General features: G+C 43.5%; 15 protein-coding genes and 4 tRNA genes. 17 read left to right on the plus strand and 2 right to left on the minus strand.

The window, feature by feature from the left end:
• Positions 1-148 precede the first annotated feature (148 nt).
• Positions 149-340: a hypothetical protein gene (locus E0D70_RS14265; protein ID WP_133012966.1), complete on the minus strand. Its 192-nt coding sequence runs from the start codon at positions 338-340 to the stop codon at positions 149-151.
• Between the two features lie 471 nt (positions 341-811).
• Here E0D70_RS14265 and E0D70_RS14270 point away from each other — a divergent pair, with 471 nt between their 5' ends.
• Complete coding sequence (locus tag E0D70_RS14270; protein ID WP_240537150.1) at positions 812-2,455, plus strand: OpgD/OpgG family glucan biosynthesis protein; 1,644 nt, start codon at positions 812-814, stop codon at positions 2,453-2,455.
• A 58-nt stretch (positions 2,456-2,513) separates the two neighbouring features.
• On the opposite strand, the gene E0D70_RS14275 is transcribed toward E0D70_RS14270, so the two are convergent.
• Positions 2,514-2,963 carry a GNAT family N-acetyltransferase gene (locus E0D70_RS14275; protein ID WP_133012967.1) on the minus strand — a complete coding sequence of 150 codons (450 nt, stop codon included), beginning with the start codon at positions 2,961-2,963 and terminating at the stop codon, positions 2,514-2,516.
• Between the two features lie 105 nt (positions 2,964-3,068).
• Between E0D70_RS14275 and E0D70_RS14280 the strand changes: the two genes are divergently transcribed.
• The 16 genes from E0D70_RS14280 (at position 3,069) to rpoB (ending at position 15,669) form a co-directional block, all read left to right on the plus strand.
• Positions 3,069-4,250, plus strand: a complete 1,182-nt coding sequence (locus tag E0D70_RS14280) for an alpha/beta hydrolase (protein ID WP_133012968.1) — start codon at positions 3,069-3,071, stop codon at positions 4,248-4,250.
• A 19-nt stretch (positions 4,251-4,269) separates the two neighbouring features.
• Positions 4,270-5,160, plus strand: a complete 891-nt coding sequence (locus E0D70_RS14285) for a phytanoyl-CoA dioxygenase family protein (RefSeq protein ID WP_133012969.1) — start codon at positions 4,270-4,272, stop codon at positions 5,158-5,160.
• Between the two features lie 21 nt (positions 5,161-5,181).
• The gene (locus tag E0D70_RS14290; protein ID WP_133012970.1) at positions 5,182-6,135 is read left to right on the plus strand and encodes a biotin--[acetyl-CoA-carboxylase] ligase; all 954 of its coding nucleotides are present in this window, start codon (positions 5,182-5,184) and stop codon (positions 6,133-6,135) included.
• On the plus strand, positions 6,119-6,853 hold the full coding sequence (locus E0D70_RS14295; RefSeq protein WP_133012971.1) for a type III pantothenate kinase: 735 nt from the start codon (positions 6,119-6,121) through the stop codon (positions 6,851-6,853). Before E0D70_RS14290 ends, E0D70_RS14295 begins: the two co-directional genes overlap by 17 nt.
• The gene (locus tag E0D70_RS14300) at positions 6,850-7,551 is read left to right on the plus strand and encodes an SPOR domain-containing protein (RefSeq protein ID WP_133012972.1); all 702 of its coding nucleotides are present in this window, start codon (positions 6,850-6,852) and stop codon (positions 7,549-7,551) included. Before E0D70_RS14295 ends, E0D70_RS14300 begins: the two co-directional genes overlap by 4 nt.
• Positions 7,552-7,626: 75 nt before the next feature.
• Positions 7,627-7,710, plus strand: a tRNA-Tyr gene (locus E0D70_RS14305).
• Positions 7,711-7,713: 3 nt separating this feature from the next.
• A tRNA-Gly gene (locus E0D70_RS14310) sits at positions 7,714-7,788 on the plus strand.
• A 2-nt stretch (positions 7,789-7,790) separates the two neighbouring features.
• Positions 7,791-7,866, plus strand: a tRNA-Thr gene (locus E0D70_RS14315).
• 116 nt (positions 7,867-7,982) lie between these two features.
• Positions 7,983-8,058: transfer RNA gene (locus tag E0D70_RS14320), tRNA-Trp, on the plus strand.
• 41 nt (positions 8,059-8,099) lie between these two features.
• Positions 8,100-8,468: a preprotein translocase subunit SecE gene (gene secE / locus E0D70_RS14325; protein WP_133012973.1), complete on the plus strand. Its 369-nt coding sequence runs from the start codon at positions 8,100-8,102 to the stop codon at positions 8,466-8,468.
• A gap of 9 nt (positions 8,469-8,477) precedes the next feature.
• Positions 8,478-9,011 carry a transcription termination/antitermination protein NusG gene (gene nusG / locus E0D70_RS14330; RefSeq protein WP_133012974.1) on the plus strand — a complete coding sequence of 178 codons (534 nt, stop codon included), beginning with the start codon at positions 8,478-8,480 and terminating at the stop codon, positions 9,009-9,011.
• Between the two features lie 49 nt (positions 9,012-9,060).
• A complete protein-coding gene (gene rplK, locus E0D70_RS14335; RefSeq protein WP_133004511.1) occupies positions 9,061-9,495 on the plus strand; it encodes a 50S ribosomal protein L11 in 435 nt (144 codons plus the stop codon).
• Positions 9,495-10,196 carry a 50S ribosomal protein L1 gene (gene rplA, locus E0D70_RS14340; protein WP_133012975.1) on the plus strand — a complete coding sequence of 234 codons (702 nt, stop codon included), beginning with the start codon at positions 9,495-9,497 and terminating at the stop codon, positions 10,194-10,196. Before rplK ends, rplA begins: the two co-directional genes overlap by 1 nt.
• 232 nt (positions 10,197-10,428) lie before the next feature.
• A complete protein-coding gene (rplJ, locus tag E0D70_RS14345; protein WP_133012976.1) occupies positions 10,429-10,929 on the plus strand; it encodes a 50S ribosomal protein L10 in 501 nt (166 codons plus the stop codon).
• Positions 10,930-11,011: 82 nt separating this feature from the next.
• Positions 11,012-11,380: a 50S ribosomal protein L7/L12 gene (gene rplL, locus E0D70_RS14350; RefSeq protein ID WP_133012977.1), complete on the plus strand. Its 369-nt coding sequence runs from the start codon at positions 11,012-11,014 to the stop codon at positions 11,378-11,380.
• Between the two features lie 188 nt (positions 11,381-11,568).
• The gene (rpoB, locus tag E0D70_RS14355) at positions 11,569-15,669 is read left to right on the plus strand and encodes a DNA-directed RNA polymerase subunit beta (protein ID WP_133012978.1); all 4,101 of its coding nucleotides are present in this window, start codon (positions 11,569-11,571) and stop codon (positions 15,667-15,669) included.
• Positions 15,670-15,719 lie beyond the last annotated feature (50 nt).

Consider the following 15,719-nt stretch of genomic DNA (forward strand, 5'->3'; position numbering starts at 1 on the left):
CACACCCGTGTGGGGCTCTTATGAAGGAACGCATGTGAGAGTAGGTCGTCGTCAAGCTTATAATTAAGAAAGCCCTGATAGCTAACGCTGTCAGGGCTTTTTTTTGTCTGAAATAAGTCGGAAAAAACACAGAAGGGGTCTAACCCTCCTACGAAAAGTCGCCTCTTGGTCTTGTGGTAAGAGTTGTTTCTTGTTCTTCCATTTGCTTGCGCCTGTCTCGCAAGCTCGACGCGTCAGCACAAATGCAAAACAAGCCCCTCGTCGTAACCGACAAGCTAGCCAACATCAAACGATCTGATGAGTCATGCTTAGCATCAAAGGTCGTTTCTTGTTCTTCCATTTGCTTGCGCCTGTCTCGTACCTCGACGCGTCAGCACAAATGCAAAACAAGAACCTCTAACATCAAATACCTATAACAGATGAGCAGGGTCAGACCTTTTAAACAGTGGTACAAAATCTAGCCAACCACATCTCTTGATATTTAATCAGTTATTAGATCGGTAGCGAGTGAGGGGCGATTAATACGTAATGGCTCTGAGCCTTTTTATTAAGGGCTACGAGCAAAGTTGCTTACTTGATAATAGTTGTGATATTTGATTGTTTTTTTATAATATTCCTAAAGCATCATCATATCTTGATGAATAGTGCTAATTTTTTGAAGCGTAAAGGTTTCTTCTTATAATAGATTGAATATTTACCATACCTGAACACACGAATGATAATGAATTCGTTATTATAGACGTTAATGTTAAATTAATTGAGTCAGTATATGTTTCCCTATTCTAATTCAGAGTCTATGAAGGACTCTAATGTGCTCAAACCGAATCTTGTATATAAATTATACAAGGCATTAACAGCTGGCCGCTTACAGAAATTGGCAAGTCGCTCGTTATTGGCTGTTGGCGTTCTGTTTAGTTTTACGGCCTGTGCAGCACAGCCTCCGGCCGAACCTAAAGTAGGTGAAGCTTTTAGTTATGCTTGGCTAAAAGGACACGCGCGTCAATTGGCAGCCCAGCCTTATCAAAGTCATAAAGGGGAGCTACCTAAAAGCTTAAAAAGCTTAGATTGGGATGATTATCAACAAATTCATTTCAAGAAAGATAAGGCTTTATGGCGTAAAGATAATTCTGAATTTCGCACTGAGTTATTTCATCTTGGTCTAGGCTTCGATACTCCTATTCATATTAATGAATTGGAAAATGGAAAATCAATACCTGTGCCTTATTCATCTTCTATGTTCGATTATGGTAAATCTAAAGTGAATGGGAAAAAGCTTCCTAAGGACCTTGGTTTTGCCGGTTTCAGAATGCAGTTTGCGACCGATTGGCAGCGAGATGTTGTTGCTTTCTTGGGCGCTAGTTATTTTCGTGCAGTTGGTAGTGAGATGCAGTATGGTCTTTCTGCTAGGGGCCTGGCTGTGGATACGGCGCTTCCTCAACCTGAAGAGTTTCCTACCTTTACAAATTTTTGGTTAGAAAAGCCAAAGCCTGGATCTGATGTTGTAACTGTTTATGCATTGATGGATTCTCCTAGCGTGTCTGGTGCTTATCGATTTGATATGAAACCAGGTGAACCTTTCAAGATGAAAGTAGATGCTGCTATTTATCCTAGGAAAGCGATTGAGCGTTTGGGTGTCGCACCAATGACAAGTATGTATATGGTTGGCGAGAATGATCGAAGAACTGGGTATGATTGGCGCCCAGAAATTCATGATTCAGATGGATTGGCTATGCATACCGGCAACGGTGAATGGATTTGGCGCCCACTGGCTAACCCTAAGAATCTAAGATTTAATGCTTATAGTGATGATAATCCTAAAGGTTTTGGACTGTTACAGCGAGATCGTAATTTTGATCATTATCAAGATGATGGCGTCTTCTATGAGAAGCGCCCAAGTTTATGGATTGAGCCGATAGGTAATTGGGGTAAAGGTTCTGTGCAGTTAGTTGAGATTCCAACATTGGATGAGACTTTCGATAATATAGTCGCGTTTTGGAATCCTGCGAAGCCGATTGAACCGGGTCAGGAATTGCTGTACAGCTATAATATGTATTGGGGGAGTCACTCTCCAGAGCATTCGCAGCAGGCTCGTGTTGTGAATACTTTTACCGGTATTGGTGGTGTTATTGGTAAAAAACGCCACTATTACAGTAAGCGTTTTGTCATTGATTTTGCTGGCGGTTCTTTAGCTATGTTAGGTAAAAATACTAAGTTGAAAGCGGTAATTACCACATCTAAAGGTAAGGTTGAAATTGAGTCAGCTCGACCTTTAAAATCTATTGACGGCTATCGTGTAATGTTCGATCTAGTACCACCGGATGCGACCGCGAACCCAATTAACATGCGAGTCTATTTAGAAGCAAATGGGTTGCCATTATCTGAAACATGGCAGTACCAATGGAATCCACCTCTTGGGAAAGATAGGGCGCTTCATAATGCAGGTCATTTGAAGTAACAAAAAATGGCTATGTAGTTCATTGTAAGAGCGTCAGCGTAAAGGCTGACGCTTTTTTTTATCTCGTGGTTTGTCGGGCTGAATGATAAAGCATTGGGGTGAGTTTACGACCTTGTGCTGTATAGGCGTTAAAGCGTTGTGCTAATTCCTGTGGAAGTTGTTCAACAGATATACACCTAAAACCACAGCTCTGATAGAAGCCAGTAAGGTGTGAAAAAGCAAAGCAATAACATGGTTTTTCAGTCAGTGCGTTATGGATAGAGTGCAATAAGTGTTTCCCTAGTCCTTTGCCACGTTGGTTTGGCTCGGTAACCATTGCGGTGAGTAGCTGATATTCTGAGAATTGTTTGAGGCGTACAGCGCTAAGGATTTTTCCGTGCTTTTTCAATACCCAAATTGGATCTGCTTTATTGGGTTTTCCGCTAGGGTAGTGTTCTTGGTAGAACTTTTTCACGAGCAAAAACCAAAGTGATGGCACTCGTTCGGTAGAAAATTGTGAGAGGGGCATGAAAAATGTCGTATTTACTGGAGTAGAAAGAATAATAGCATAGAGAGTTATTCTCGCTACTTTGCTAGGATTGTTATATTCAATCGCTCTTGGTGAGGGTTTATCATGCGGCAACAAATTATTCTTTGGTGTTTGTGTATTGGGATGTCTCCTTTATGGGCCGCTGATGCTAAGGATATCTTTTTATCAAAATCAGGAGAGAGTTTTTCCTCCTATGAGTGGCGGGCTAAGGTATTTCTACAAACACACAAGCAATGGGTCAAGCCTGAAGATTCAAAGAGAGAATTAGCAGATGTAATGCCCTTTGAGCTATTACCTGACCCCGAGCGCTGTGCTAACAGACCTAAAATAGGTATTTTACTTTCTCATGGCTTATCGGATTCGCCTTTTTCAATGAGGGATCCGGCTAGGGCGTTGCAAAAGTCATGTTATCAAGTGCGAGTAATCCTCTTGCCTGGTCATGGAACTAAAGCATCAGATCTTCTTCTTGTTGATGAGAATGATTGGCGAAAGACATTTCAAGACGCAGCAAATGAGTTTCAGAAAAAAGTAGATGTCTTTTACGTTGGAGGTTTTTCTACTGGTGGCGCATTGGCGGCAGAGTACGCTTGGCAGCATTCAGACACTGTGTCTGGTGTTTTATTGTTCTCTCCATTATTTAAAATCCATAGCAATATCGATTGGCTGTCTCCTTTCCTCTCTTATTTTAAAGATTGGTTGGATAATTATCCTGCGGACGACTTTGCTAAATACGCCTCTATTCCTGTACCTGCTATTGCTTCGGCCTATCGTTTAGCGAAAGAAGTGAGGGCACAGTTGTTTGATAATCCAAAGAATATTCCTGTTTTTATGGCGTTGTCTGAAGATGATCAAACGGTGGATGCTTCAGTGAGTGAAGGTGTTTTTAGCAAGGCGATGATAAGTCCAAAAAGTCAGATGGTGCTATATAGCAAAACAAAGAGTAATGCTCAAACTGATCGAATTAGAATATACAATACCAACTGGCCAAAGCGCCAAATTTTAGGCTTGTCTCATATGTCGATTCATGGTGATCCTAGAAATCCGTATTATGGAGAGAAGGGCGAGTATCGTATTTGTGATTGGTATTTATCTGATCGATCTCTTTACGACGCTTGTCGAACGGATCCGAATAACTGGTTCGGTGAAAAATCTGATGCTTTGATGTCAAGAAGTGCTCATGCAGCACGCATTTCATGGAATCCAACGTTTGATGTGTTGATGAAACAGGCTTCCAATTTTATACAAGCAACGGCTTATCTTAATTGAGTGGTGGGAGGAATATACAATGAGAGTGGATGATTCTCTGGGTTTAGACGTATTAACGTTAACTGCCGCTCAGGTGAAGGAATATCATGAAAAAGGTTTTCTTATTATTGAGTCAGCTGTACCCGATGAGACATGTAGTGCGTTAAGGGAAAGGATGCGACAGTTAATGGATGACTTCGATCCCAAATCCGTGCGTTCTGTTTTTACGACCAATGAGCAAGTAAGGCATACCGATCAATACTTTATGGATTCGGCAAATAAAATAACCTTCTTTTTCGAAGAAGAGGCTTTCGACTCTAAAGGAGAATTGAAGCAGTCATTACCGTTGTCAATTAATAAAGTAGGGCATGCTCTACATACTAAGGATGTGGTATTTAGCAATTTCTCATTGTCCTTCGTTTGGAAAAATTTACTAGAACAATTAGGGATGACTGAGCCGCAAGCCGCTCAATCTATGTATATTTTTAAGCAGCCAAGTATTGGAGGTGAAGTAAATTGCCACCAAGATAGTACCTTTCTCTACACTCAACCTATGAGTGTGATTGGCTTATGGTTTGCGATCGAAGATGCGACCCTTGAAAATGGATGTTTATGGGGTCTCCCTGGCGGGCATAAACAAGGTTTATTGAAGCGTTTTGAGCGTACATCGGCTGGGGCTATTGAAACAAAAATGGTGTTGTTGAATGAGCATCAATGGGCGCTGGATGAGCTTGTTGCACTGCCTGTCCCTAAAGGCTCGCTGGTTGTCTTGAATGGTGAGTTTCCACATCTTAGTTATGCTAATCGTTCAGGTAAATCTCGCCATGCTTATGCGCTCCACGCGGTGGATAAAGGTTGTGATTATCCGCTAGAAAATTGGTTACAGGTTGGTGAAGACCAAGAGTTTGCTTCGTTTCATACAAGTAAATGAAAATGACTGGAGTATAAGTGAATGCAAAAGATTTTATCTCTTTTGAGTGATAGTAAGTTTCACTCAGGCGAAGAGTTGGGTGAAGCGCTGGGTGTAACACGTGCGGCTGTCTGGAAAAAACTGAAAAAGTTAGAAAGTATCGGTGTGAATGTAAATTCAGTAAAAGGACGAGGTTACCGACTGCCTGCGCCTTTGGAATTATTGACAGAGTCCGCGTTACTAGAATCTGGAATTGATAAAGAGGTGGCGCTAGAGGTTTTGTTTGAAACGGACTCTACGAATAGTAATGCAAAGCAACACATTGCGAATGGTGGAAGCTTGCCTGTTCTGGTGACCGCGGAGCGACAGACTAAAGGTAAGGGGCGTCGTGGTCGGCAGTGGGAATCAGGTGTCGCTAAAAATGTGACCATGTCATTCGCTTGGCGCTTTGAAAGCGGCACTAGTGTCGTTGAGGGTTTAAGTTTGGCTGTCGGTGTTGCAGTGGCAAGGACACTAAAAAAACTTAATATTCCAAATCCAGGTTTGAAGTGGCCAAATGATGTCCAAATAGATGGCCAAAAAGTATGTGGTATCTTACTGGAAATGGTTGCTGATCAAGATGTTTGTCATGTGATCATAGGTATTGGCTTGAATGTTGAGATGGATCAAGAGGTGATGGCCACAGTTGATCAGCCTTGGACAGACCTTGCCTCAAGATTAGGTGGCCCCCCAAGTCGTAATCAAATTATTGCAGATTTAACAAATGAGCTAGTAGCGGTTTGCAAGCAATTTGAGTTGGGGCATGGGATGAAGCATTACCAGACATTATGGCAAGCGCACGATGTGTTATTCAATCAGTCGGTAACGGTCAGTTCTATTTCACAGCAGCGCACAGGTATTGCTCGAGGAATTGACGAAAGTGGTGCCTTATTGATAGAGGAAGATGGTCAGTTAGTGGTTTTGCATGGAGGAGAAGTCAGTGTCCGTCGTAGATAGGGTATTGATTGTCGATGTCGGTAATACCAGCATCAAATATACGGCATTCGAGGGCGATTTGGTTCTATGGCAGGTTCGTGATGATGAGATGATATCAAAAAATGATTTTCTGCCAGATGCTATCTATTTTGCGAGCGTACGTTCAGAAGAGGAAAATCAGGCTTCTTTATTGAATCTAAGGCGAGGTTATCCTCTTAGTGAAGTTGTTGAGCTAAAAAGCGAAGCAGAGATTTGTGGGGTTCGCAGCGCGTATCATGAGCCGCATCGGTTAGGCGTAGATCGATGGTTGACGGTCATTGCCAGTTACCATTTGTTCGGTGGGGATGTGGTGATAGTCGATGCTGGAACGGCGATTAAAGTGGATATGGTAAATTCGGTTGGTCAGCATTTAGGGGGGTATATTACGCCTGGTCTGGCTATGATGGAGAAGTCATTGTTGTCGAATACGGCACGAATACGTTATGAAAACGCCGAAAAGTTAGAATGTGTTGGATTGCCTAACTCCACAGCTAGGGCAGTATCAGAAGGTTGTAATGAAATGGCGCTTGGTTTTCTTGAGAGATTGTATAAGGGCTATAAGCACTTTACCTGGGTGGTTACGGGGGGCGACGCTCAATTGCTATTAAGCGCACTAAGAATTGATGCTAAGCAAGAATTATATTTGGTTGCGAAAGGGGCAAAGTTGGTGGGTGACGAATATCTAAGGGGTCGTTTGTGAAATGGCTTTTCTATCTCGTGGTATTGGCTAATGCTGCTTTTCTGAGCTGGAATAGTTTTGTGCAGGATAAAGCGGTTATACCTAAACAGTCGGTTTATGCACCTCCAGTAAGTGAGAGCATAAGATTATTGTCCGAACCTCCTAGTCAAAATGAGGTGGTGGAAAAATCACAGACTGAAAAAATGGAAGCGGCTCTAAATCAAGCGATTACCGGGACGGTTGTAAATAGTAATGTTTCAAGTGGTTTTTGCCCGCAGATCGAGGTGGAGAAGAGCGTTGAAGATGCGCAAATAACCAAAGTCCTAAAGGAACTAGGGTGGAAGTACTCTGATAAAAATACAGTGGGTAAAAGACCAAAGTTTTGGTTATATATCGACGCCCCTGAAACTAAAAAACGAGCGAGTGAGATTGTTAAAGATTTGACGGCTAAATCTATAGACAGTTTTATTATCACTCGTGAAGAAATGAAGAATCGTATTTCTTTAGGGTTATATTCATCAAAAGATAGAGCTCAACAAGCACGAGAAAGAATAGAGAAAGCGTCAGGTTACTCAGTGAATGTATATGCTCATATGCGAACAGTGCCTTTATATCAAATTGATATAAAGCAATCGATTAACGAAGATGATTGGGATGCATTCTTGGCTCAGTTCGATTTGACCAAGATGATGATAAAGTTAGAAAAAAAACCTTGTTAGTGCTTGCAATTCAAAATGTGATTCATATAATGTCTCCCACCTTTTGGGGTGTTACGTAAGTAGCGATGAGTACGTGGAGGGGTTCCCGAGTGGCCAAAGGGAGCAGATTGTAAATCTGCCACGAAAGTTTCGGTGGTTCGAATCCACCTCCCTCCACCAATTGCGGGTATGGTATAGTGGCTATTACCTCAGCCTTCCAAGCTGAAGAGGCGGGTTCGATTCCCGCTACCCGCTCCAATGCTCATGTAGCTCAGTTGGTAGAGCACACCCTTGGTAAGGGTGAGGTCGGCAGTTCAAATCTGCTCATGAGCTCCAGCATTTTCCAATGCAAAGATAGGTGGTTGATCCGCCTTTTTTATTGTCTGTTTTTTGGGCGAATACCCTTGCTTATTTTGGCAATTACGGGTACCATCCTCCGCCCATGCGATTGTAGGCCAATAGTTCAATTGGTAGAGCACCGGTTTCCAAAACCGGCTGTTGGGGGTTCGAGTCCCTCTTGGCCTGCCATTTTTCGTATCCTATTTCTTAGTTAGGGATTACCTGAAAGTATGAGATCGAGTACTGAAGCTCAATCGTCTCGCGGAGACGTATTTAAGTGGGCGATTGTTGTTCTACTAATTGCGGTTGGCGTTATTGGTAATAACTATTTTTCTGCTGAGTCACTATTGTATCGTTTGATCGCTATCCTTGTTTTGGCTGGTGTTTCTGGTTTTGTTGCATTGCAAACTGCGAAAGGAAAATCCTTCTTTACTTTAGCTAAAGAAGCGAAAACCGAAATTCGTAGAGTTGTATGGCCGACAAGACAGGAAACAATACAGACCACTTTGATAGTGTTAGCGGTTGTTGTTTTTATGTCTCTCGTACTGTGGGGGGTGGATTCGCTCCTTGGTTGGATCGTTTCTTCGGTAATAAGTTAGGAGTTGCTCGTGACGAAACGATGGTATGTAGTACAAGCGTACTCAGGGTACGAAAAGCACGTGATGCGCTCGTTAAATGAACGTGTGCAGTTCATGGGGCAAGAAGATAATTTTGGTGACATCTTGGTTCCAACGGAAGAAATCGTTGAAATTCGAGATGGTAAAAAGCGCAAGAGTGAAAGAAAATTCTATCCTGGCTATGTATTAGTTCAAATGGATATGAATGATGACTCTTGGCACTTGGTTAAAGGCACGTCGCGTGTATTAGGCTTTATTGGCGGTACAGCGGACAAGCCTTCTCCAATCACAGAGCGCGAAGCAAATGCTATTTTGCAGCGCGTAAATGATGGCGTTGACAAGCCTCGTCCTAAGACTTTGTTTGAAGTTGGGGAAGTGGTTCGTGTTAGCGAAGGTCCATTTGCTGACTTTAACGGTGTCGTTGAAGAAGTGGATTACGATAAAAGCCGAATCAAGGTGGCAGTGCTTATTTTTGGGCGCTCTACACCGGTTGATTTGGAGTTTAGTCAGGTTGAAAAAGCCTGATTTTGTTGAACGGGTAGCCTTCGGGCAGTGACCCATCTGGAGTTATACAATGGCTAAGAAAGTCCAAGCTTATATCAAGCTTCAAGTTAAAGCGGGTCAAGCGAACCCAAGTCCACCAGTTGGTCCAGCACTTGGTCAACATGGTGTGAATATCATGGAATTCTGTAAAGCGTTTAATGCCAAAACACAAGGTGTTGAGCCAGGTCTTCCTACGCCAGTTATCATTACTGTATACAGTGATCGTAGCTTCACATTCGAAACGAAATCTACTCCAGCTTCTGTTCTTCTTAAGAAAGCAGCAGGCCTTAAGAGTGGTTCTCCACGTCCAAACACTCAAAAAGTAGGTACGGTTACTCGTGCTCAACTTGAAGAGATCGTTGTTGCTAAGCAGGCTGATTTGACTGCAGCAGATATGGATGCAGCGGTTCGTACAATCGCTGGTAGCGCTCGCGCTATGGGTCTAGACGTTGAAGGTGTGATCTAATGGCTAAGCTAACTAAACGCGCTCGTTTGATCGCAGAAAAAGTAGAAGCAACAAAACTGTACTCTGTTGAAGAGGCGGTTTCTTTATTGTCTGAGCTTTCTACTGTTAAGTTCAAAGAATCTATTGATGTTTCTGTAAACCTAGGCGTTGATCCACGTAAATCTGATCAGGTTGTTCGTGGTTCTACAGTAATGCCTAATGGTACAGGTAAAGATGTTCGTGTTGCTGTGTTTACACAGGGCGCTAATGCTGAAGCAGCAAAAGCAGCTGGCGCGGACATTGTAGGTTTTGAAGATTTGGCTGAACAAGTTAAAGCTGGCAACCTAGATTTTGATGTTGTAATTGCTTCTCCAGACGCAATGCGCATCGTAGGTCAACTAGGTCAGATCTTAGGCCCACGTGGTCTAATGCCTAACCCTAAAGTTGGCACAGTAACACCAGACGTTGCAACTGCAGTTAAAAATGCAAAATCAGGTCAGGCTCGTTACCGTACAGATAAAAATGGTATCATTCACGCAAGCGTCGGTTCTATCGACTTCTCTGCTGAATCGATCCGAGGCAACTTAGAAGCGCTTTTAGCTGATTTACGTCGTGCTAAGCCTGCGTCTTCTAAAGGTGTCTTTATGAAAAAAGTAGTCTTGTCCTCTACAATGGGACCTGGCATACGAATTGATTTAGGTGCTCTTACTTCTACGAAGTAAGCATTTAGATCATGCGCTTTGGGGTCTGCCTTCATTTGTTTGTTGTGCAGGCCGTCAAAGACCGCAGGAACCTAACGGTTTAATAACAACGTTGAAAAATGTTTGTCCTGCGCAGATGGTGTGGCCCGATTCAGATTTACTGGATCTAACTCACCAGCAAGTACTTCGAGCAATCGGAGAGTTGGTAAAAAAATAGGGGAGTTTATCTCCCTGCTAATCCAGGAGAAAACCAATGGCATTAGGTCTAGAAGACAAAAAAGCCATTGTCGCCGAAGTTAGCGAAGCTGCTAAAACTGCATTGTCTGCAGTAGTTGCTGATTCTCGCGGTGTTACCGTGGGCAATATGACAGCACTACGTAAAGAAGCGCGTGAAGCAGGTGTTTATGTACGAGTAGTACGTAACACTTTGGCTCGCCGTGCAGTTGAAGGCACTGACTTCGAATGTCTAGCTGAAAGCTTTGTTGGTCCTACGTTGATCGCTTTCTCTAACGAGCACCCAGGTGCGGCCGCTCGTTTGTTGAAAACGTTCGCTAAAGCGAATGACAAGTTTGAAGTAAAGGCGTTGGCGTTCAACGGTGAGTTGATCCCAGCAGGCGACATTGATCGATTGGCAACACTGCCTACATACGACGAAGCTATTGCGAAACTGATGAGTGTTATGCAGGGCGCAACAAGCAAGTTTGTACGTACTCTCGCAGCGGTTCGCGATCAAAAAGAGCAAGAAGCAGCGTAATACGGTTTTCCGTATCCCTTCTTGATAAAAAATTTATATTATCGCCTACGGGTGATTTTAAAGAATGCTAGGAATCTGAGTCATGGCTCTAACTAAAGAAGATATCATCAATGCAGTAGCAGAAATGTCTGTAATGGACGTTGTTGAACTAATTTCTGCAATGGAAGAAAAATTCGGTGTAACTGCAGCTGTTGCTGCTGCTGGTCCTGCTGCTGAAGCTGGTCCTGCTGCTGAAGCTCAAACTGAATTTGACGTTGTTCTTACTGCTGCTGGCGATAAGAAAGTTAACGTAATCAAAGCAGTTCGTGCAGCAACTGGTCTTGGCTTGAAAGAAGCTAAAGGCATCGTTGATAGCGCACCTGCAGCTGTTAAAGAAGGCATTTCTAAAGAAGATGCTGACGCACTTAAAGCGGCTCTTGAAGAAGCTGGTGCATCTGTCGAAATCAAGTAATGATACTTGTATTTCCAGATTTCGACCTATAGTCGAAATGGCTGGTGACATTATGTCACCGGCCTTTTTGGGTTTCTAAAAACTCAAATAAAACATAAAAGAATTTTCAAGTGGGAGATAATGCTCCCATATATGGTAAGGCCTGATTTGGGCCTTTTGCGTCAATGTGCACAAGCTGGGGAATGCTGATGGCTTACTCATATACTGAGAAAAAACGTATCCGTAAGGATTTCGGTAAACTGCCGCCCGTTTTGGATGTGCCATACTTGCTGGCAATACAGCTTGAGTCCTACCGTAATTTTCTGCAAGAAGGCAAAAGCCTTGCAGAGCGTGGGGAATTAGGTCTGCATGGGGCCTTTAAATCTGTCTTTCCAATGGTTAGCTTTTCTGGCAGCGCGGCGCTTGAATACGTCGATTACCGTTTAGGCAAACCAGTATTTGATGTTAAAGAGTGCCAGTTGCGTGGTGTTACTTACGCTGCGCCTCTACGTGTTCGAGTTCGACTCATCATTTATGATAAAGAGTCCTCTAACAAGGCTATCAAAGACATTCGTGAGCAAGAAGTCTACATGGGTGAAATTCCACTCATGACAGATAATGGTACATTTGTAATTAACGGTACGGAACGAGTTATCGTTTCTCAATTACACCGTTCTCCTGGTGTGTTTTTTGACCACGATCGTGGTAAAACTCACTCATCAGGCAAATTGCTTCATTCTGCTCGCGTAATCCCTTATCGCGGTTCTTGGTTGGACTTCGAGTTTGATCCAAAAGATTGCGTGTTCGTTCGAATTGACCGTCGTCGTAAGTTGCCAGTTACTATCATACTGCGCGCTTTGGGTTTGGGAACAGAACAAATACTTGATACTTTCTTCGAAACAACGCGTTTCTTCTTAACCCGTGATGGTTTTGAAATGGAATTAGTTGCTAATCGTCTTCGTGGTGAAACGGCTTTATTTGATATTGCTGATGCCAATGGAGAGATTATCGTAGAAGAAAGTCGTCGAATCACGGCTAAGCACATTCGTGTTATGGAGAAGGCGGGTCTTGAGCGCTTGTCTGTACCGCTAGAGTATATGCTTGGCAAAGTGACGGCGAAAAATCTAGTTCATCCGGCTACCGGTGAACTAATTGCGGAAGCGAATACTGAGCTTTCTGTTGAGTTGCTAGAAGCATTGGTTTCAGCAGGCATCGCAGAAATTGATACTTTATACACAAATGATTTGGACAATGGTCCATTCATTTCTGACACGCTTCGCATCGATCCAACACATAACCAACTAGAAGCATTGGTAGAAATCTACCGCATGATGCGTCCTGGTGAGCCACCAACCAAAGAATCTGCTGAAGGGTTATTCCAAGGCTTATTCTTCAATGAAGATCGTTATGATCTTTCTGGTGTTGGTCGAATGAAATTCAACCGCCGTCTCGGTCGTGATGAAGATACTGGTCCTGGAATTTTGAATAACGACGATATCGTTGCTGTTCTTAAAACTTTGCTAGATATCCGTAACGGCAATGGCATGGTTGATGACATCGATCACTTGGGTAACCGTCGCGTTCGTTCTGTTGGTGAAATGGCTGAAAACCAATTTCGTGTTGGTTTGGTTCGTGTTGAACGTGCTGTTAAAGAGCGTCTGTCTATGGCAGAAGCGGATGGCCTAATGCCGCAAGATCTTTTGAATGCTAAGCCTGTGGCTGCAGCAATCAAAGAGTTCTTTGGTTCTAGCCAACTGTCTCAGTTTATGGATCAGAACAATCCACTTTCGGAAGTGACTCACAAGCGTCGTGTTTCTGCATTAGGGCCTGGTGGTCTTACTCGTGAACGCGCGGGCTTTGAGGTACGTGACGTACACGCCACTCACTACGGCCGTGTTTGTCCGATCGAAACGCCGGAAGGACCAAACATCGGTTTGATTAACTCGTTGTCTACTTACGCGCGTACCAACAGCTACGGCTTCTTGGAAACGCCTTACCGTAAGATTGTAGATGGCAAGCAGACTGATGAAACAGTTTACGTTTCTGCGATTGATGAAGCGAAATATGTTATTGCCCAAGCATCTGCAAATGTAGATGAAGATGGGCGTTTGGTTGACGAGTTGGTTCAGGTGCGTCATATGCACGAAACCACTTTGATTCCAAAAGAAAAAGTAGATTTGATGGACGTTTCTCCACGTCAGGTCGTGTCTGTAGCGGCATCTTTGATTCCGTTCCTAGAGCACGATGATGCTAACCGAGCTTTGATGGGTTCGAACATGCAACGTCAAGCTGTACCAACGCTTAAGGCCGATAAGCCTGTTGTTGGTACTGGTATGGAGAAAAATGTCGCGAAAGACTCTGGTGTTTGTATCGTCGCTTCTCGCGGTGGTGTGATTGAGTCTGTTGATGCTAGCCGAATCGTTGTTCGTGTTAATTCCGAAGAAACGATTGCCGGTGAAGCGGGTGTCGACATTTATAGCTTAACCAAATATGTACGTTCTAACCAAAATACCTGTATTAACCAGCGTACTTTGGTTATGAAAGGCGAGAAAGTAGCATCTGGCGATATTATGGCGGATGGTCCTTCTGTTGATATGGGTGAATTGGCTCTTGGTCAAAACATGCGTATTGCTTTCATGCCTTGGAATGGTTTTAACTTCGAGGATTCCATCCTTGTATCTGAGCGCGTTGTTGAAGAAGATCGCTTTACATCGATCCATATTCAAGAGCTAACGTGTGTTGCTCGTGATACTAAGCTTGGGCCTGAAGAAATCACATCTGATATCCCGAACGTGGGTGAAGGTGCGCTTTCTAAGTTAGACCAGTCCGGTATCGTATACATCGGTGCTGAAGTAGAGCCTGGCGATATTCTAGTTGGTAAAGTGACGCCTAAGGGTGAAACACAGCTAACGCCTGAAGAGAAGCTTTTGCGAGCTATCTTTGGTGAGAAAGCGTCCGACGTGAAAGACACGTCTCAGCGTGTTAAGACGGGAACATACGGTACTGTTATCGATGTTCAGGTCTTTACTCGTGATGGTATTGAAAAAGATGAGCGCGCTAAATCGATTGAAAAATCGCAACTTGATCAGGTTCGTAAAGACTTGAATGAAGAGTTTCGTATCGTTGAAAAAGCGACGTTCGAACGTCTAGCGGAAACCTTAGTTGGTCAGCAAGCAGAAGGTGGTCCTGGACTAGCTCGCAATGCGGTCATTACTGAAGAGTTCTTAGCTAATCTTGATCATCCAGAATGGTTTAAGATTCGCGTCGCGAATGAAGAAGCCAGTGAGCAGCTTGAAAAAGCGCAAGCGGCATTGGTTGAGCGTCGTAAAGAGCTAGATGCTAAATTTGAAGATAAGAAACGCAAATTGCAAACAGGCGATGATTTAGCGCCTGGCGTTCTTAAAATCGTTAAGGTTTATGTTGCTATCAAGCGTCGTATCCAGCCTGGTGATAAAATGGCCGGTCGTCATGGTAACAAGGGTGTAATCTCTAAGATTATGCCAGTTGAAGACATGCCATACGATGAGAATGGTGATCCAGTTGATATCGTGTTGAACCCGCTTGGTGTTCCATCGCGTATGAACGTTGGTCAGGTCTTGGAGACTCACTTAGGTGCTGCTTCTAAAGGCTTGGGTCGTAAGATCAACGAAATGCTAGCAGTAGAGCGTGAGAAAGCAGAAGCAGTTGCTGAACTACGTAGTTTCCTTGGTGAAATCTACAATGGTTATGAAGGCGATTTGCGTTGCGCTCGTACGGAAGATCTTGACGGCTTTACAGACGAAGAAATCTTAACATTGGCACAAAACCTGAAAGGTGGTGTTCCAATGGCGTCTGGTGCCTTTGATGGTGCAAAAGAGTCTGAAATCAAACGTATGTTGCGTCTAGCTGGCATCAATGAAAGTGGACAAATTAAGTTGTTTAACGGTCGTACAGGTGATGCTTTCGAGCGTCCTGTGACGGTTGGTTATATGTACATGCTTAAGTTGAACCATTTGGTTGATGACAAAATGCACGCACGTTCTACTGGTTCTTACAGCTTGGTAACTCAGCAGCCATTGGGCGGTAAAGCTCAGTTTGGTGGTCAGCGTTTCGGGGAGATGGAAGTATGGGCACTAGAAGCATACGGTGCTGCTTACACGCTTCAAGAAATGCTAACAGTTAAGTCTGATGACGTGAATGGCCGTACGAAGATGTATAAAAACATCGTCGATGGTGATCACAGAATGGAACCTGGTATGCCTGAGTCCTTCAACGTATTGGTGAAAGAGATTCGTTCTCTTGGTATCGATATTGAGTTGGTAGCTGATTAAGTACGAATCACATTTGACCTGCTGGGGAGCAAGACTCCCCGGCCTTATGA

This window comes from Marinomonas flavescens, assembly GCF_004352835.1.
Lineage (GTDB): Bacteria > Pseudomonadota > Gammaproteobacteria > Pseudomonadales > Marinomonadaceae > Marinomonas > Marinomonas flavescens.

What these genes read in the sequence shown, in the direction of transcription:
- E0D70_RS14290 (WP_133012970.1), top strand. Translation starts at nt 5,182, where the DNA reads ATGCAAAAGATTTTATCTCTTTTGAGTGATAGTAAGTTTCACTCAGGC.
- rplK (WP_133004511.1), top strand. Translation starts at nt 9,061, where the DNA reads ATGGCTAAGAAAGTCCAAGCTTATATCAAGCTTCAAGTTAAAGCGGGT.
- E0D70_RS14265 (WP_133012966.1), bottom strand. Translation starts at nt 340, where the DNA reads ATGGAAGAACAAGAAACGACCTTTGATGCTAAGCATGACTCATCAGAT.
- rplJ (WP_133012976.1), top strand. Translation starts at nt 10,429, where the DNA reads ATGGCATTAGGTCTAGAAGACAAAAAAGCCATTGTCGCCGAAGTTAGC.
- E0D70_RS14280 (WP_133012968.1), top strand. Translation starts at nt 3,069, where the DNA reads ATGCGGCAACAAATTATTCTTTGGTGTTTGTGTATTGGGATGTCTCCT.
- E0D70_RS14285 (WP_133012969.1), top strand. Translation starts at nt 4,270, where the DNA reads ATGAGAGTGGATGATTCTCTGGGTTTAGACGTATTAACGTTAACTGCC.
- rplL (WP_133012977.1), top strand. Translation starts at nt 11,012, where the DNA reads ATGGCTCTAACTAAAGAAGATATCATCAATGCAGTAGCAGAAATGTCT.
- secE (WP_133012973.1), top strand. Translation starts at nt 8,100, where the DNA reads ATGAGATCGAGTACTGAAGCTCAATCGTCTCGCGGAGACGTATTTAAG.
- rpoB (WP_133012978.1), top strand. Translation starts at nt 11,569, where the DNA reads ATGGCTTACTCATATACTGAGAAAAAACGTATCCGTAAGGATTTCGGT.
- rplA (WP_133012975.1), top strand. Translation starts at nt 9,495, where the DNA reads ATGGCTAAGCTAACTAAACGCGCTCGTTTGATCGCAGAAAAAGTAGAA.
- E0D70_RS14275 (WP_133012967.1), bottom strand. Translation starts at nt 2,963, where the DNA reads ATGCCCCTCTCACAATTTTCTACCGAACGAGTGCCATCACTTTGGTTT.